At 37.5% G+C, this 18,391-nt stretch carries 18 protein-coding genes; 4 read left to right on the top strand and 14 right to left on the bottom strand.

The genetic code is table 11. The features are described from left to right. Positions 1-112: 112 nt before the first annotated feature. From CEF18_RS01400 to CEF18_RS01365, 8 genes are all read right to left on the bottom strand, one after another. Entirely contained in the window at positions 113-775 is a 663-nt protein-coding gene (locus CEF18_RS01400; RefSeq protein WP_110934819.1) for a hypothetical protein, read from the bottom strand. Between the two features lie 94 nt (positions 776-869). After that, positions 870-1,976: a nicotinate phosphoribosyltransferase gene (locus tag CEF18_RS01395; protein WP_110934818.1), complete on the bottom strand. Its 1,107-nt coding sequence runs from the start codon at positions 1,974-1,976 to the stop codon at positions 870-872. A 32-nt stretch (positions 1,977-2,008) separates the two neighbouring features. Continuing rightward, on the bottom strand, positions 2,009-2,197 hold the full coding sequence (locus CEF18_RS01390) for a hypothetical protein (RefSeq protein WP_110934817.1): 189 nt from the start codon (positions 2,195-2,197) through the stop codon (positions 2,009-2,011). A 207-nt stretch (positions 2,198-2,404) separates the two neighbouring features. Further along, the gene (locus CEF18_RS01385) at positions 2,405-4,726 is read right to left on the bottom strand and encodes a DNA translocase FtsK (protein WP_110934816.1); all 2,322 of its coding nucleotides are present in this window, start codon (positions 4,724-4,726) and stop codon (positions 2,405-2,407) included. 250 nt (positions 4,727-4,976) lie between these two features. Further along, on the bottom strand, positions 4,977-5,777 hold the full coding sequence (locus CEF18_RS01380) for a DUF1444 domain-containing protein (RefSeq protein ID WP_110934815.1): 801 nt from the start codon (positions 5,775-5,777) through the stop codon (positions 4,977-4,979). 202 nt (positions 5,778-5,979) lie between these two features. Beyond that, positions 5,980-6,300 (bottom strand): thioredoxin family protein, encoded by a 321-nt coding sequence (locus CEF18_RS01375; RefSeq protein WP_110934814.1) that lies wholly within the window; start codon positions 6,298-6,300, stop codon positions 5,980-5,982. A gap of 12 nt (positions 6,301-6,312) precedes the next feature. Then, the gene (locus CEF18_RS01370) at positions 6,313-7,326 is read right to left on the bottom strand and encodes a PTS transporter subunit IIC (protein WP_110937552.1); all 1,014 of its coding nucleotides are present in this window, start codon (positions 7,324-7,326) and stop codon (positions 6,313-6,315) included. Positions 7,327-7,475: 149 nt separating this feature from the next. Further along, a complete protein-coding gene (locus CEF18_RS01365; protein WP_110934813.1) occupies positions 7,476-7,988 on the bottom strand; it encodes a hypothetical protein in 513 nt (170 codons plus the stop codon). A gap of 192 nt (positions 7,989-8,180) precedes the next feature. On the opposite strand from CEF18_RS01365, the gene CEF18_RS01360 reads away from it, so the two are divergent. Next, on the top strand, positions 8,181-8,627 hold the full coding sequence (locus tag CEF18_RS01360) for a YtoQ family protein (RefSeq protein WP_110934812.1): 447 nt from the start codon (positions 8,181-8,183) through the stop codon (positions 8,625-8,627). Positions 8,628-8,694: 67 nt separating this feature from the next. Here CEF18_RS01360 and CEF18_RS01355 read toward each other — a convergent pair whose 3' ends face one another. Together CEF18_RS01355 and CEF18_RS01350 are read right to left on the bottom strand one after the other, a co-directional pair. Next, positions 8,695-9,201: a DUF84 family protein gene (locus CEF18_RS01355; protein ID WP_110934811.1), complete on the bottom strand. Its 507-nt coding sequence runs from the start codon at positions 9,199-9,201 to the stop codon at positions 8,695-8,697. Positions 9,202-9,328: 127 nt separating this feature from the next. Continuing rightward, a complete protein-coding gene (locus CEF18_RS01350) occupies positions 9,329-10,402 on the bottom strand; it encodes a M42 family metallopeptidase (protein WP_110934810.1) in 1,074 nt (357 codons plus the stop codon). Between the two features lie 222 nt (positions 10,403-10,624). Between CEF18_RS01350 and CEF18_RS01345 the strand changes: the two genes are divergently transcribed. Further along, complete coding sequence (locus tag CEF18_RS01345; RefSeq protein WP_110934809.1) at positions 10,625-10,948, top strand: PepSY domain-containing protein; 324 nt, start codon at positions 10,625-10,627, stop codon at positions 10,946-10,948. 65 nt (positions 10,949-11,013) lie between these two features. On the opposite strand, the gene CEF18_RS01340 is transcribed toward CEF18_RS01345, so the two are convergent. Both CEF18_RS01340 and trmB read right to left on the bottom strand, forming a co-directional pair. Beyond that, positions 11,014-11,877: a YtnP family quorum-quenching lactonase gene (locus tag CEF18_RS01340; RefSeq protein WP_110934808.1), complete on the bottom strand. Its 864-nt coding sequence runs from the start codon at positions 11,875-11,877 to the stop codon at positions 11,014-11,016. Positions 11,878-11,898: 21 nt separating this feature from the next. Then, positions 11,899-12,543, bottom strand: a complete 645-nt coding sequence (gene trmB / locus CEF18_RS01335) for a tRNA (guanosine(46)-N7)-methyltransferase TrmB (RefSeq protein ID WP_110934807.1) — start codon at positions 12,541-12,543, stop codon at positions 11,899-11,901. 160 nt (positions 12,544-12,703) lie between these two features. Here trmB and CEF18_RS01330 point away from each other — a divergent pair, with 160 nt between their 5' ends. Continuing rightward, positions 12,704-13,042: a YtzH-like family protein gene (locus CEF18_RS01330; RefSeq protein WP_183041088.1), complete on the top strand. Its 339-nt coding sequence runs from the start codon at positions 12,704-12,706 to the stop codon at positions 13,040-13,042. A 159-nt stretch (positions 13,043-13,201) separates the two neighbouring features. On the opposite strand, the gene CEF18_RS01325 is transcribed toward CEF18_RS01330, so the two are convergent. Together CEF18_RS01325 and pulA are read right to left on the bottom strand one after the other, a co-directional pair. Then, positions 13,202-14,002, bottom strand: a complete 801-nt coding sequence (locus CEF18_RS01325) for a phosphotransferase family protein (protein WP_110934805.1) — start codon at positions 14,000-14,002, stop codon at positions 13,202-13,204. 92 nt (positions 14,003-14,094) lie between these two features. Beyond that, positions 14,095-16,212, bottom strand: coding sequence for a type I pullulanase (pulA, locus tag CEF18_RS01320; protein WP_183041089.1), 2,118 nt, complete (start codon positions 16,210-16,212; stop codon positions 14,095-14,097). A gap of 274 nt (positions 16,213-16,486) precedes the next feature. On the opposite strand from pulA, the gene glgB reads away from it, so the two are divergent. Then, positions 16,487-18,391, top strand: coding sequence for a 1,4-alpha-glucan branching protein GlgB (glgB, locus tag CEF18_RS01315; RefSeq protein ID WP_110934803.1), 1,905 nt, complete (start codon positions 16,487-16,489; stop codon positions 18,389-18,391).

Here is an 18,391-nt window from a genome sequence, read left to right as displayed (position 1 = left end):
CTTATTATATCAAAAATGAAAAGAGCAAACCATCAAACAGACGTCCTTGTTTTAGTACCCTTATTTAGGTTTATTAACCCTAAAATACAGGTAACGAAGATTCGTTAAAGGATCAATGCTTATATTGAAGCATATCTATACCATATTCCTTCAAGTATCTCCGGTATACAGATGGCCCTTCCGCATAATTTTTCTCCAACCGTTTGACGACATCCTTATAATAGCTTGGAGAAACTTGAATGGATGGTCCAATAAGTTTATTTTCAATTCCCATTTTTAATACTCTGGAGAGGACAAGATCTCCTTCGTGGAATTTTCCCGGGAACAGATACGGAGTAGCTTCTATCTGTTTATTCTTTGTTTCAAACAAAGGTGTATACATTATCTTGTTCTTTTTTTTCTCAATTATCTGAATAGGCTCAAGATGCATCAACATCATAATCCCACAAATTTCAAGCTGCTGTTTAGAAAGCTCATTTTTTTTGCCTCTGACAAACATATCAAAAACTCTAGAACCTATAACCGTCACATAATCAAATAGTAACCAATGCTCGAAATGGACTTGTAGATCATCCGTTAATACAGCATCCTTTGGAAGGCCTAATTTATGCCGAAATAAATGTTTTGCTCGTACTTTTTCCCTTAAGTTCGCTTCCGATTGTAAATAAGTAAACATCCATGCATATAATTCTGTAAAATTATTATGAATTCGTTTTTGCTTATCTTCTTTTACTCGTGAAAAATCCACGATAAATTCGGCTTTTTTTCCTTTCATTACGATCATCCTCCTAACTTTTACACCTTTAAATCTTTATTAAATCAAAATGAAAAAGCTGTTCAACATAATAATAATTGAACAGCCTCATCTATTATTGACCGAAATGAATTTTCTGTAATCTCGGGTTTTCTCTGAATTTCCTGCCAGTTTTAGCTTGAGGCTCGCCGTCCAATATAACGTTGTCACCTGTAAAGCCGATATGAATTTTCAACAAACTTCCCCCGACACCATACATGTCTACTGGCGCACCTATTTGTTCATATCGCTTTATCCGTTTTGCATCAAAACCTCCGGAAGCAACAATCTTTACATGTTGGAAACCTTCTGCATCTAAAGCCTCACGGAGAGCAAAAAGAATTTTAGGATTTACTCCTCTAGGATCAAAAGTACCCAATACTTCTGGATGACGATTAAAATACTGATCTATTAAGTGATTAGAAGTATCTACTCTTACACCTTCTAATTCATTTCCAAATTCTCTTGCTACTTTCAATGAATCTGTGATGACGTCGTTATTGTAATCAACCAAGGCTAATAAGTCATCGTCAGGATATGTTTCTTTGTAAGCTCTGGTCGCTTCAACAACATCACCTTGGAAGAGTTGAATTAGCGCGTGAGGCATTGTTCCAATTCCACGTTTCCCCCACCATTCATTCATCGCATGCGTAGCTTGGGCTTTCGAACCACCAATAAATGCAGCATAACCATCTCCTGCTTGCATCATAAAATGATCATCACGATCACCCATAAAAATAACCGGTTTTTCTGTTCCTGATGATTTTGCAGCTTTTACAACTTCATAAACATTTGTAGCAACAGAGGTACGACGAGCGAAAATACCATCAATCACACCTTCCAAAAATCCAAAATACTGGTAAGGTCCAGTGATCGTCATTACTGTTTCAAATGGTTCAATTTTATCTCCATCTTCCAGCGAGTAAACTTCTAACTCCTCTGGTTTTGTAGCGAATGTTTCTAATAATGCGATCACTTCATCTGTCCCACAGAGAACTGCTCGTTTCTTTTGAAAAAACTGCATTGTAACTGTGTTATTCGGTTTATACTTTTCTGCAATTTCTTTTGTTTTCAAGAAATAAACGGCTGAAAACCAGCCATCTCCTACACGTTCATCAAACTTAAACGTGTAATTGGTCAATCGTTTTAATTTGCCTTGTAGTTTAAGACTAATTTCCTTCATGAATTTTCTCCTTGAATGTGTCCCAGTTGGTTTTATTGGTATAGGGTTTCTTTCGTGTGCTCTTGTATTACGGCACCCATAATTTCTGCTACATCTGCTTCATTTACTTTTTGAATTCCATTTCTTAACACAACGAATTGAGATCTTTCTACCGTTTTTAAAAGGTGAAGCCACTGCGGAGATATATATTGAACCAAATTTTCCAAAGACATCTGTTGCATAAGAACATCGCCTCCTGGGATTAGTTCGATCTCGCCGTGAATCGTGAAGCTAACGACATCGATGTAATAGATGGATTCTGCTTGCTTTCCATTTCTGTAACGAAGTCCTCACGGATCCCTATTCAATTGTGAGAAATAATAAAATTGCGATCATTCTACAATAGTATATAAAAAATGCGGAGAAATGTAGAGTGAAATTTTCTCCTTTTATCTATTCTCTTCTTTTTGATCATGTTTTGTCAAATAAACATCTCTCGGTTTACTTCCTTTTGCAGGTGAAACGATACCTTTTTCCTCCATATCATCTATAAGTCTGGCAGCTCGATTGTACCCCATTCGGAATCTTCTCTGCAGTAGAGATGCTGATGCAGCCTGCTGTTCCGTTACAAATTCACATGCTTCATCAAAAAGATCATCTTCTCCTTCATGAGCAATTTGTTCCTTTAAATGTGTTTGTTCAAATAAGAAGTCTGGTCGGATTGATTTTTTTGTAAATTCCACTACACGGTCTATTTCATCATCAGTTACAAACGTACCTTGAATTCTAATTGGTTTTGAGGACCCGTTTTCGAGCAGAAGCATATCTCCTTTTCCTAACAGCCGCTCGGCACCTCCACCGTCCAGAATTGTTCTTGAGTCCACTTGAGAAGATACTGAAAATGCTATTCTAGTTGGAATATTAGCTTTTATTAATCCCGTTATTACATCAACCGATGGCCTTTGTGTCGCAACTAAAAGGTGAATTCCACATGCTCTAGCTTTCTGAGCAATCCTGCAAATTGCCTCTTCCACATCATGAGGTGAGACCATCATTAAATCTGCTAATTCATCGACGACGATAACGAGGTATGGCATATGTTTATTAAGTTGCCCGGAACGTTTCATTTTTTCATTATAACGAGCGATATCTCTTGCCCCTGCCTCCGCCAAACATTCGTAGCGCCTTTCCATTTCACTCACTGCCCACTTTAAACCTTCCGTTGCTTCTTTTGGGTCGGTTATAACTGGTGCTGCTAAATGAGGAATGTTATTATATGGCGCTAACTCAACCATTTTTGGATCAATCAACAACATCCTAACTTCACTAGGTGAGGCTTTGTAAACAAGACTCGTTAAAATCGAATTTACGCAAACACTTTTTCCAGAACCTGTCGCCCCAGCAATTAATCCGTGAGGCATTTTCTGAAGATCCATGACAATTGGCTCCCCTGAAATATCCATACCCATAGCCACAGTTAGTGGGGATTCAGATTGTTGGAAACTTGGATGATGAAGGATTTCTCTTAAAAAAACTGGAGAAGAAACAAGATTTGGCACTTCCACACCGATTGTGTTTTTGCCGGGAATTGGTGCTTCTATTCTAATTTCTTTTGCAGCTAAGCTTAATTTTAAATCATCCGTTAAATTAACGATTTTACTGACTTTAACACCTGGATCAGGTTGGACTTCAAACCTTGTTACACTTGGTCCTTTCGTTACATGAACAACCTTCGCTTTAATATGAAAATACTCAAAGGTTTCATTTAATTGATTCCTTTTCTCTTCAAGCCATTGATTATCATCCTCGCCTAATTTTTTAGGTACACTTAATAGATGTAAAGGAGGAAAAGAGTAATTCGCTTGACGATCTTTTTCTCTTTTTTTCATCCTAACACGATCTTTTGAATGCATTAATACATTAAACGGAACATTTTCCATTTGTTTGTTCTCACGGTTACTAGTCTTGATTTCCTTGGGTTTTGACCTTTTCTCTCTAGTGAAAGTTGGACGCTGAATAGAAGAAATCTCACTACCACCATTTTCTTTTCTAATAGGAGTAACATTTTCTTGATCCCTAAACTGTCGGTTATCCTCTATGGTAGATAACTCTTCGCTTTCTTCCGTAACGTTAGTCACTTCTGAATCTGCTTCCGGTAAGTTTTCTGTGTCATACACTTTATTTGTTTCAGTGCCTTCAAACAGTTCTTTTACTTTTCCCTCGATTTCTTTTACTGGCTGATATTCTTGTTTTTCTAGAGGCCTTTCCATAACCGCCTCGGATACTGGTTGATCTTCACCAATGTCCTCTGAAGGAACTAAAGATAATTTATCTGAGGTTTGTGACTGTCTTGCAATCTTTTGTAATTTAGTCAGCCTTTTTTCATGAGCCTGATAACCATATACAGGTGATGGAATGGTGCTTGCAGAAAAATGTTGTCCTTGAAACTTTTTCCTTGCCTCTGGCTTCTCTGGATTAACTGACGATTTATACTTTTTCGTTGTTGTCATTTCTTTTTTCGGATATGTTGACTTTTTTGATGGAGGTGATTCTTTCTCATGATCATCTTTTATTAAAGGAAAACGAAAAGCTCCTTGTTTAGGATATTGATTAATGACTTTTACATTTTCATTTCTATTTCTCTCGCTTGTTGTTTGAGAATACCTTTTTACTGCATCTTTACTTATTTGATCTATCTCCTCATCCTGATCCTGGGGAAATACCAAATTTTTCAAATCTGTAAGATAGTTACCAAAACGTTTACCAAACATGTTCATCCACCTATTCCTTTTCGAGCGTTATATCCGTAAGAAAAACGGCATAGCCGTCTTTTATTAAATACAGCGTCAGCTTCCACCGCCATCTAGTATCAAGGATGAGTTTCCCTCGATACTAGATAGCGGTGTGAAGGTAGCTGCCAATTTTACAGATTCTTTTTTGGCAAAAAAAGAATCACCTGTAATGGTGATCCTTCTCTTTCCTCTATAGTAACTCGAATGAACAAATAATTCATCATTCTTTTTACGTCTCTTTTGGTTTTTTTCTTGCCAAAATAAAAATCGGTTCTAGTTCTCCATCCTTATACATAAACGGTAAAGCTGTGAGCGGCACTCTTCCTTCAGAGAAAAACTGAAAGGTCATTTGCCCCAAAATGTCGTACCCGGTTTCATTTCGGATGTCCGCAAAAATGAGAACATCGTGGTGAGGAACAGCTATCGCAAGTTCTCCCAACACTTTATCGTTCATCTCTTTTAATAGAGTTTCATTCATAATTCGGCTTGCATCATATCCATCATCAGTTCTTATAAAATAAAATGTATTGCCAGCAACATTATCCTCTTTCATCGGATTATTTAATGACCGAAGATTAAACATACCTGTTTCTTTAATTTCCTTGACTGTTTTTACAGCGTCTTCAAGCATTCCCTCGTCTATAAGAGAATAAGAGGCCCCCTGATCCACAGCATAGAATATCTTAGTTTCTGCCGTGTGCTCAGTAAATACAAGTTTTCGCCCATCTTCCAATTCTGTTGGGAACGACGTAGATCTGACAACAGGAAAAATATTTTTTTCGTTTCCAGCAATCTGCACCTTTGCGGTTAACAAACGCAAACCCTCTTTAATTGAATGAACGGTCTCAGTCAACGTTTTTTCTTTATCACTTTCGAACTTCTCTGTTAAATTTGACAACTGAATAGTTACGCCTTTGTCAACACGCTTATCAACGACTCTAAGGGTACTTTGCTCACGGTCAAACGATATTACCCAATTTTCATCTGTTAAATGTGCTTCTATTTCACGTTTCATTTGAATTGGTTTCATAATATGAAGTCTCCCTCCAGTAATTCCATTTTTAGTTTAACATTTCTAGCTTAGATCACCAACGAACTCGGGCTTTTGATTTTAGTTTAAACAAAGGAACCCCATCCTTGACACTTAAACGGTTGCTAAAGCTCACTTGTATTTAACCACAGTTCGCTTATCTCGTAAAAAAAAGAAGTAGCATTTGGCCACTTCCTGAACATTATTTTTGTTTAGCCTCTTGTAAAAATACATCTATTTCTTCTTTTGATTTACGATCTTTACTAACAAAGCGTTGAACTTCTTCTCCATTCTTAAAAAGAAGGAAACTCGGTATACCAAAAATATCCAATTCCTGACACAACTCCATAAAATTATCCCGGTTTACTTTGTAGAAAGCAAGATCGGAATGTTTTTCTTCAAGTTCTGGTAACACAGGCTCAATAACTACACAATCTGGACACCAACCTGCTGAAAACATTAATACAGTTCCACTGCCATTGATCGCACTATTGTACTCTTCTTGTGATTGAATTTCTTTCAAAGTAGCACCCTCCTAGGATTGTTCGATCGTCATATCTCCATACTTGATCACATTCTTTTTTCTTAACCACTCCGAGAATATCAAACTTAGGACAGCTGGTGCAAGAAAATGCAACACAACAATAGATAGGAGGACCGATGCATCACTCCCCATCGTATGAATCGTCATAATAGGTCCGACAAAACCGCTCGTTCCCATACCAGCCCCAGCTTGATTATTTTCCATCAAAAGAATAACTGTTGAAATTGGACCAAGTATTGCAGCTGTCAATGTCGGTGGGATAAGGATGTACGGATTTTTCATCACATTTGCAATTTGCAGCATAGATGTTCCGATTCCAAGAGAAACAAGTCCTGACCAGCCATTTTCTCGAAAACTACTGGTAGCAAAACCAATCATTTGCGCGGCACAGCCCACCGTTGCTGCACCTGCTGCAACTCCTTCCAACTCGAGCATAAATGCTATCGCCGCACTTGAAATAGGTGCCGTTAGAGCAAGTCCCATTAATACAGCTACCAAAATTCCCATAACGAAAGGTTGCTGTTCTGTTGCCCACATAATAAAGGCACCCAGTTGTGTCATCCCTAAATAAACACTCGGACCAATGAGCATCGCACTTCCAACACCAGCAACAATTGTTACAAACGGCGTGATGATAATGTCTATTTTCGTTTCTTTCGATACCATCTTTCCTATTTCAGTAGAAATCAACGCCGCTAAAAAACTTCCAGCTGGACCGCCACCTAACGCAGCTCCAGCAGCTCCACTTACTACCGCAGCGAATAAAACAAGTCTCGGGGCACCTAACCCATAAGCAACTGCTACACCGATAGCTGGACCATATAGATCCATAGCCATGACACCCATATCCACTAAAATATCTATCCCGAATTGATTACCTGCTGTTTCCATAATAAGTCCAATAATTAGCGAAGAGAACAACCCTAATGCCATATGACTCAGTGCGTTAATAACATAGTTTTGGAAAGAAGGTTCGATCCCTTTTTTCTTAAAAAAACTTCTCATCTTCATGATTAATTATCCTTTCATCACGTTCGAAGTATGTATAACTTATTAAAACTAAAAGTAGTGCCTAGAGTAAATTTGAGCCTTTCTTTTCGAGCGGCAACAACAATCTTAAAAAAAGAGAGCTCCTAAGAACTCTCTAAAACCGATTATTTTTCTACCGATTGGGCAATATCAAACATTACTTTTGCCCGATCAGGTATATCTTTCATATTCATAAAAGATGATAATTTAACGCCATCATAACCAACAACTACTTTATAGTTTCCTTCTGTAAACTCGGCCACAACAAAATAAGCTTGTTTGCCATTTTTCTCTCTAAGTTCTCCAATAACTGGTTCGTTCATTAAGTAAAGGTCATCAAGTATAGCATCAATATCTTCATGTTGACTTGAGTCATTTAAAAATAATAAAGACATTTGCCCATCGTGATCTAACACATAATTATATTCATCTACTAACTCAACCTCAGTATCTTCAGGTAAATAAAAAGAAATACCTGAATCTTGAAAGGTTGCCTCATGAGGGGCCTGTTCCATTTTTAATTCCAAGTTTTTTTTAGTCTCATCCACCACATATTCCTCTGCCATAGAGCACGCGCTTAACATGCCCACAATGAAAGCCAAACTTAAAGGAATTAAATATCGTTTTACGACTTTCATTTCTTAAAACACCCCTAACTATTTTCCAAACTTATCCCAATGTATATGATACCACAAAATTTTAAAAACCAAATAGCTAAAATTCGACTTTTTTCGACATGTTGTTTTTTAATTAAAAGTTTTATCATAAAATAGTTAGGGTATAAACATATATGTTTAACATTAAACTAGGATAATTAGGAGATGATCAGCTTGGAACTAACGGTATACTTAGCCGGTCAAATTCACGATGATTGGCGAAAAACACTCAAAGCAAAAGCTAGTGACCAAAATCTTCCTATTCATTTTGTCGGTCCGATGGAGAATCATAATCGCTCTGACAATATTGGTGAGGAGATCCTTGGTGAGCAGCCAAATGCAATCTACAAAGACGAAGTTGCTTCCCAAATGAATAATTTAAGAACACGCGTTTTAATGGTGAAATCCGATATCGTTATTGCTCTGTTTGGTGAGAAGTATAAGCAGTGGAACAGTGCAGCTGATGCAGCCTCGGCAATTGCATGGAATAAACCACTTATTCTAATAAGACCTAAGGAGCTTCATCATCCTTTAAAAGAGCTCTCTGAAAAAGCACAGGTTACTGTAGAGACTGTCGATCAAGCTTTACAAGCCCTATCTTACATTTTTGACGAAAATTAATATTCCATTATTAAGGGTGTTTATTCTTGCCATGTCTCAAAGGTTTTCAAAACTTTTGAGACATTTTCTATTCAATTATCATTTGTCCATACAGCATTTTAGTAATATGCTCGAACATCTCTGCCCTGCTAACGAGACCGTTTGTGAAAATCCCGATAGCACCTTCTCTATGCCTTATACCTTTTTCGTTCGTCCAAATGTCCATTACTTCTCCCAATTCTAGGTTACCATCAAGCATTTTTTCAACTGATTCCGGTAAAGGTACTCTTGCACCAGCTGCTTCAAACACTTTTCCATCGTTTGTAACAAGTGCCCCCCAATTACAAAGGTACATCCGCGATTCTATCTGCATAATGCCTCCTTCTAACCCTATCCCAAAACTAGCATCTAATTCTTTCACTGAATACTTTGCTCGATTAACAGCTCCTGTTCTCGTCTCCTCATCAGAGTATGGTTGGCCTGACACTCCAGATGGAGCGTCACAGCATCTAACCTCATACCCTTCGCTAAAAACTGCTTCCACTGCTTTTATCTTTGCTTGATTCATAGTACCTATGTATACGATCTGCTTCATAAAACTTCCCCCTTGTATTATTATAAATGTTTTATATTTATTCTTTGAAATAACGAAAGGCAACTTGCTAAAGAGAAAAATAGCCCCAATCATGCTCGATTGGGACTAAATAGGTCATTCAGACTCATTAACTATTGTCACGAATCGTTTGCAATGTCGTCGAATCCGTATGACGCACAAGTGTCGTAATTAACTCTTTTGCTGCTGCGTAGTCATCAATGTGAATCATAGAAGCAGCAGTGTGGATGTACCTTGAACAAATTCCAATCACAGCCGAAGGAACACCACTGTTAGATATATGAACTCGCCCTGCATCTGTCCCACCCTGAGAAATAAAATACTGATAAGGAATTTTATTCGTCTCTGCCGTGTCTAAAATAAATTCCCTCATACCACAATGAGTAATCATTGTACGGTCAAAAATACGAAGTAAAGCCCCTTTGCCTAAATGACCAAAAGCATCTTTTTCACCGGATGCATCATTTGCTGGACTTGCATCTAATGCATAAAATATATCTGGTTGAATCATATTTGCTGAGGTTTGAGCACCTCGCAGGCCGACTTCCTCTTGTACAGTCGCACCAGAATAAAGAATGTTCGGAGTTTTCTCGTCCTTCAATTCCTTTAATAATTCAATAGACAAACCTACACCATAGCGATTATCCCACGCTTTTGCTAAAATCTTCTTCTTGTTGGCTAACGTTTCCATCGGACATATCGGTACAACTTGCTGTCCGGGTTTAATTCCGATCTTCACAGCATCTTCACGGTCATCCGCACCAATATCAATGTACATATTTTTGATTTCCATCGGTTTGCTGCGTTTAGCTTCATCAAGTAGATGTGGAGGAATAGAACCAATTACTCCGGTAACAGGACCATTGTCTGTGATAATTTGTAATCGTTGTGCTAACAACACTTGACTCCACCATCCTCCAAGTGTTTGAAAGCGGATAAGACCTTTTTCATCAATGGATGTAACCATAAAACCAACTTCATCCATATGACCGGCAACCATTACTTTTGGTCCTTGTTGATTTCCTTTTTTCACCCCGAAAACGCCGCCAAGTCGATCTTGAATTATTTCATCACTATATTTCTCTAATTCTTTTTTGACATAATTTCTTACTTGATGCTCAAAACCAGGAGCTCCCGGTAACTGAGTTAACGTTTCAAACATTTGATATGTTTCCTTATTCATACAAATCCCCTTTCTTATAATTGTGTTATGTATGGGACATTCCTAACTTATCGAATAGTTAAAATCCTTTCCACTTTTTTCATGAAGTGAAATACATTCCCTATAACTTTTTTGAAATTTAAGCGGATACAATTGGCTTTTCTTTTGCATTTCTATATACTGAGGTGGAGAAGCCATACAATATAAAATAACCACTAATCGACAACGAAAGAAGGTGTGTTCATGAGCTGGAAAAACTTTGCTGTTGGTATTGGTGCAGGAGTTGCTGTAACTTTACTGGCAAAAAACCAACTTGATAAAACCGAAGGAAAGCTGTCTCCCGAAAAAGCGCTTAAACTCGTCAAAGGAAAGGCAACGCATCTTGGAACCCTTGAAGGATCCTGGATTCATATGATTGCCGAGGAATTCGAACAAGACAAGTTACTTTATCAAGTATACCGTGGTGGAATAACCGCTACCGATGAATCTGGAAAAATGGAAGCATATGAATTTTTTGTAGACGCCTCATCGGGGACCATCCTCGCTTTAAACAAACAAGGAGATTAATCCAACACTCTCACGATTTTTGAATCGTGAGAGTGTTTTTCTAATTGGTCGTCTTGCCCACTTATTTATTCATTATCTCTATTACGTGTAATACATTCTATAATATGCTTCCCTGTCTTATCCCATTTTAACGCACGATAATTTTTGTCATGATAAAACATAAACCATGACTCCTTCTCAATTGCTGAAAGCACAAACTCTTGTTTTTTTGCAATAGAATCCATTGGGAAGTCATCATACGCTAGTACCCACAAAACATTTTGATGAGCATGAGTAGGCATAATATCTGCTAAATGCCAGATATCCTGCTTTCCACGGGTGATATGAAGGATACAATGTCCTGCACTGTGCCCGCCAGTGTGGATAAGCTTAATACCGTTTACAACTTCTATCTCCTTCTGGAACGTTTTCACCTGGTCTTGGATCCCTTGCCAATTTTCTTTAAAATACGTGTTTTTGGAACGAATATTCGGGTTCTTTAATTCCATCCATTCCGTCTCTTGTACCCAGATTGTAGCATTTGGGAAAGCGGGAGTGAGTTCATCCCCATTCCATACCGTTAATCCACAAGCATGATCAAAATGCATATGAGTCATTAAAACATGATCGATGTCTTGGCAAGATAGTCCCAAATCATTTAAACTCTCATTTACTTTTGATTCTTCAGTGATACCAAAATTACGTTTTGCTTTATCGGAGAATTTCTGATTACCTATCCCAGACTCCACTAAGATATTTTTACCATCCACTTGAATGAGAATAGGATCCGTTCTAAGTTCAATTTGATTATGAGCATTTCCTTCGTACTTCCTCGACCAAAGGGGCTTAGGGACAACGCCAAACATTGCCCCGCCATCCATGTGTGTAATCCCTCCATTCAACCAAGTGAGAGTCAAATCATTGGTTACGTTCCAGCGTTCTAGAGCCATGAACATTCCTCCCAGATAAGATTACTGCTTGCGCAAACTTGCTTCCAATCGATATATTCTCATACCTTTTTCACTGAATTTCTCTTCATATTCGGTCATGATATTGTCTTTCATGTCACTATTGTGTAAATCTAAACTTACATTCTTTAATAGAAAACCATAGTCTGTCAAACTTTCAATCGAGTATTCAAACAAAGCTTGGTTATCGGTTTTAAAATGAATCTCCCCATTTTCTTTCAAAATTTCCTCATATTTTTCCAGAAAAAATTTATTTGTCAGTCTACGCTTCTCATGTCTGTTCTTAGGCCAAGGATCGGTAAAATTAATATAAATGCGGTCTACTTCTTTCGCTCCAAAAAAATCAGTAATATTGTGAGCATTTTCCTGTAAGAATAAAAGATTGTCTACTGGCTCATCGATCACTCTTTGAACTCCACTGACAATAATACTCTCATATTTTTCTATTCCAATAAAATTTGTGTCTGGATACTCTTTCGCCATATCAGTTACAAACTTGCCTTTCCCAGTACCAACCTCGACAAACAAAGGTTGAGCCTTATTAAATCGCTCATCCCATTTCCCTTGCCAACTTTTTGGATTCTTTTCTCTTATTTCCGGGTGACTATCGATAAATTCCATCGCCCACGGTTTATTTCTTAAACGCATATATTGTCACACTCCATTGTTCTAATTCATAATCTGTACATCAAAAATATCATATCACATTTTAACCTCTTAAGAAGTCTGAAAAACATGTATACTTTATCAAAATTAGGGAAGATGAAGAGTAAAACAGCCCTAATTTAAAATGGAGGTGCATGAGAGTATGGATGTAAAACAAAGAATTGATTTGCTTCAGTCTTTATTGGATCACCAAAAAAAAACGGAGACTGCATCAACGGAGACTGCATCAATAGAAGAATTCACAAAAATGGATGGAGTTTTAGCGACACTAAGAGAAGAATCCATTAACGAAAACTTCCTAGGAACGATACAAGAAATTCATACGTATGTCGATAATGGACGAGAAAGTAGTAATAGAACGGAGTTAGTAAAACACCACCATCTGAACCTTTCTCGCTGGGTAGAAGAACTTCAACTTTTAAATGAGGGGGGTGGCAAGGTCACCATTGATTACGAACAACGAAAAGGCCGGGAGATTTAATTAAGAAAAACGGCATAGCCGTCTTTTATTAAATACAGCGTGATCTTTAAAGCCTCCATTCGGGCCTTTCTGTTCGACGAAAACAACAATCTCTACTATTTTAAAACTTATCTACGAACATAAAAACACTGCAGCCCTTTAAATCCAGCTGCAGTGTTTTTATGTTCTTTCTTGTAAAATATCATCCAACAAATGAGACCACTTTGTAATGTTAGCCGTTTCCTCACGTTTCCAAAACCAAAGAATATTATCTATGCATTGAACAACCATGTGCCACTGCATCCTTAAAGTTAAGTCTTCACTTAACTCTTCCCCATATCCCTTTAACCACTCTTCCCAATCCTGTTTCGGTACGTACAGATACAGTAATGGAGCGAGATCCAACGCGGGATCAGCAACTTGTGCACCATCCCAATCGATTAAAAATAAACTTCCATCCTCATTATTAATCCAATTATTATGATTAACATCAGAATGACAAACTACACATTTCTCCTCATAGAATACCGGGAAGTTATCAGTTAACCATTGCATCGCTTCTTTTACATACAGCAATGACTCTTGTAAATGTCTTGTTCTCAAATCCAGGTTAGCTAATATTTCAGTAGGAGATAAAGGGCGATTTCCCATTCTCATGAACATATCCAACAGTTCTTTTGAACGATGGATTTTTGACAGCAAGGAAGCAACGCTATCATGATTCATTTCATATGATTTTAATTCCGGACGATCTACCCACTGCTGAGCAGTTATAACATCTCCGTTTTCCAGACGTTTCGTCCACAGTAATTTAGGAACGATTCCCTCTGCAGACAGCACCGCTAAAAAAGGTGAAGAATTTCTTTTTATAAACAGCTTTTGTTCTCCTTGTTCAGCAATATACGCTTCCCCTGTTGCTCCACCAGCGGAACGCAGCTGCCAACCTTCACCCATGAAATGTTCCAATCGTTTCACCCTCATATCTCATCTATCAGTAAATGATTTCATTTAAAATACGTTACTATAAAATAAAGCCTTTATTCATTGTAAAGAAGATTACTCTATTGTTCAACTTAAAGTCTCGATTTTCTTAATATAATAAATTCATATGGTCTTAACTCACATTCTTTGCCTCTAACGGAGAAGTAAGTTCGTTCATGTTTTCCTAGGCTCGTCACTAGTATTTCCCAATCTCCTGAAGAAGGCAGTTCTATTTTAACATCCTTTTCAGTAGGATTCGCGTATATACAAAGATCATTTTTATAAGCGAGAAGTGTAAAACCAAATACTTTAGGTGGCGTTATTAAAACATGTAGATGACGATTTATATCTTCTTGTTTTGTCATACGGAAAACGGAATATTCCTTTCTAATGCTTAAAAGATCTCTGACATATTGAATATCCTCTTCTTTTTCTCCACGTCTTTTCCAATCTAACTGGTTTATCTTATCACCGGAAATATAACTATTTTCATCTCCACTTTTTGACCTGAACCATTCCTGCCCCGCATGGATAAAGGGAATTCCCTGACTAACAATCGTTAACCCGGTGGCCATCTTATGCATTTTCATTCGCTCTTCATTTGTGTCAGAGCTATTAGTGATCTCAAGACGGTCCGAAAGTGTGTGATTGTCATGACATTCTACGTAATTAACCGTTTGTGTGACTTCATGAACAAATGGTGGTATATCTTCATTCTTTGCAGCTGAACCTTTCACAAGCTGTGTTAATCGTTCGATGTACCTTCCCTTACCATTAACAAAACCATGATCATGTGATTCAAATAAATTCCCCTTTATTGTATCTCTAAAAACATCATTAAAGAATCTGATCCCCGGTAAATGATGAGACTGGAAACTTGTCGAAAGCTTTTCAGAAGAAAATGCTGTCTGCAGTCCCCATCCTTCGCCTAATAGTAGAATAGGTGTCTCTTCTTTTTTACAGGAGTTCTGAATTTGCTGCATGGTTGTTAGATCAATTGCTCCCATTAAATCAAAGCGAAAACCGTCCACCTGATACTCCCGTAACCAATATTCAATTGTATCCAGTATAAATTTTCGAGCCATTCTTTTTTCTGTTGCAATATCATTCCCTACACCAGTTCCATTACTAACCGTTCCATTATCGTGATACCTGAAATAATATCCTGGTACAAGCTTTTCAAAGGAAGACGTTTCTTTCACAAAAACGTGGTTATATACAACATCAATAATTACCGATAAGCCCTCTTCATGAAACGAATGAATTAGCTCTTTTAATTCCGTAATTCTCGCAAAAGGATCTGTTGGATCTACAGAATAACTTCCTTCTGGAACTTGAAAAAACAGTGGATCATATCCCCAATTGTATTGTTTATTCGGCTCTAGGTCATCAACTCTGGCAAAATCATTCACTGGTAATAATTGCACATGAGATACACCTAATTCTTTAATATAGGAGAGGCCGGATGAATACTGGTGAACTGTTTTAGCATCTTTTTCCGTTAATCCTAAATACTTCCCCTTGTCAACAATTCCGCTTCTGGAATCAATAGTAGCATCTCGTATATGCATTTCATAAATAGAACTATCCTGCAAATTTTCTATCACCGGTCTTGGTGTCTCTCTAAATTCATCTGGATCGGTAGTTTCCAGATTCACTACGACTCCATATTCCCCATTCGTAGTGACTGCTTTCGCATAAGGATCAACAACTTCATACGTCTCCTTATTTAACGTAGGGATGAATAAATAGGTGTAACCATGACAGTCTTCTGTCAGAGTATATTCCCAAACTCCGAACTTCTTTCTTTTCATTTCATAAACCGATTCATTCACATGTAGTTTCATTTCTGTTGCAACGGGACTCCAAACTCGAAAAATCGTTTCTATATCATAATAAACGGCTCCTAAATCTTCACGTGATCCACCATATTTTTCATCAAATTTTTCCGTCCGTACGACCCCTCTTACATAAATAGGGATTTCCAGTTCTCCCAGATATAAAAACATATCTTGATCGACTGGAAGGGAATCTTCCGAGTAAAAACGAACCGTATTTTCATCTATTGTATGACCCTCTGATATTAAGTGGATCTTTTCGCCATTACCAATTGCGTAAGCACGATCTATATTTGTAACGATGTCATTTACGATCGGACCTTCTAATTGTAAAGAATGGAAATTATCTATCCAGGCTTTATACTCTTTCATATACATTCCCTCTTTTCTTCCTCTAGCCACTATATGTTATGACAAAAAAACTAATTGGTTATTCTTATCTCTTAACCTTTATTCCGTTCTTTAAACGTCGGAGAACCATCGATTTAAGTTATCTTTCCTGTCGTATACTAGTACATTTTATCATTATTTGTAACCTTTTGATAATTTTGAATTTTATTTTAAAAAAGAAAGGATATTGTTGCTATCTTAGCGAATTTTTATAATACACAATAATTATTGGACATAAAGGAAGGATTGATGCTCATTGGTTTATCATCTTACGCAAGATGACATGTATTTATTTCATCAAGGGACAAATTATCACAGTTATTCCTTTTTAGGCTGCCATGAAATAACGTGGGAGAAAGAAAAAGGTTTTCGTTTTACTGTTTGGGCACCTCATGCTGCAAAGGTCGAACTAGTCGGCGATTTCAATGAATGGCAAGGTAATGCCCACCCACTCAAGCGAGTTAGTACACAAGGATTATGGACCGCTTTTTTCTCAGATATACCGCCAGATTCAACATATAAGTATAATATTATTCACCCGGATGGCCGTAATATCTTAAAAGCAGATCCTTATGCTAAGCAATCAGAACTCCGACCTGCCACGGCTTCACTCACACCTCAACAAAATAAGTATGATTGGAAAGATAATAGATGGATAGAACAAAAAAAATCAACTAACCTTTACAAGTCACCCATTACTGTATATGAAGCACATCTGGGCACATGGAAAAAGAGAAACGATGAAGAATTATTAACATACAGAGAATTAGCAGATGAACTTATTCCTTATGTGAAAAACCTTGGGTATACCCACATAGAGCTAATGCCAATATCTGAGCACCCCTTTGATTTATCTTGGGGATATCAAATTACCGGATATTATTCTATTACTAGCCGCTATGGTTCTCCGGAAGATTTTAAATATTTTATTGATATGTGTCACCAACAAGGCATAGGAGTAATCATGGACTGGGTACCTGGACACTTTTGCAAAGATGACCATGGCTTGCGTCAATTTGACGGAGAGTCTTTATATGAGTATGAAGACTCCAGAAAAGCCGAGAAAACATCCTGGGGCACCTTAACATTTGATTTTGGACGTCCCGAAGTACAAAGCTTTCTCGTTTCCAACGCCATTTACTGGCTGGAAGAATATCACCTTGATGGTATTCGCGTAGATGCTGTAGCAAGCATGCTCTCCTTGAACTTCGATAAACATGACGGAGAGGAAAAAGTACAAAATTCTTTTGGTGGCGATGAGAATCTAGAAGCCTTCGCTTTCATTAAAAAGTTAAACAAAGTTGTTTTCGAATATTTCCCGAATACACTTATGATGGCAGAGGACAGCTCGGATTTACCAAAAGTTACTTATCCCATTCATGAAGAAGGATTAGGATTTAATTACAAATGGAACATGGGGTGGATGAACGACACTCTGGAATATATGGAACTCGATCCCCTTTATCGAAAAGGAAATCATAATTTGCTAACGTTTTCCTTTATGTACACTTTTTCTGAAAACTTTGTTTTACCACTTTCCCACGATGAGGTAGTTCACGGGAAAAAGTCATTATTAAATAAAATGCCTGGTGATCAGTGGCAACAATTTGCTCAACTTCGCCTTCTTTACGGATATATGTTTGCGCATCCCGGGAAGAAACTTTTATTTATGGGTGGAGAACTTGGCCAATACGCGGAGTGGAAAGATAAAGAGCAGCTTGATTGGCATCTATTAGAATATCCTTTGCATGAAGGCATATTTAATTATGTAAAAGCTTTAAATAACTTTTACAAACAAGAACCTGCCTTATTTGAATTAGACCATGATCCGGATGGATTCAAATGGATAGATGCCGATAATGCCGACCAAAGTATTCTTGCCTTTTATCGCCATGATGCCCGAAAAGAAGAAAGTCTGGTGATCATTATGAACTTCACACCGAATGTTTATTACGATTATAAAATTGGCGTAGACGTTCCCGGGAAGTATAAGGAAATTTTCACCTCTGATTCCGAAGACTTTGCCGGATCAAACCAATGTAATCTCAGTACCCATTTTAGTTTTCCAGAGCCATGGCATGGTTTCGATCAACATATAAAAATCATGGTTCCTCCTCTAGCGGTTACCTTTTTCAAACAAATAGATAAAACCAAACAATGA

The sequence above is a fragment of the Salipaludibacillus neizhouensis genome (assembly GCF_002886185.1).
Taxonomy (GTDB): Bacteria; Bacillota; Bacilli; order Bacillales; family Salisediminibacteriaceae; genus Salipaludibacillus; species Salipaludibacillus neizhouensis.
This window is presented reverse-complemented; position numbering and strand designations above follow the sequence as displayed.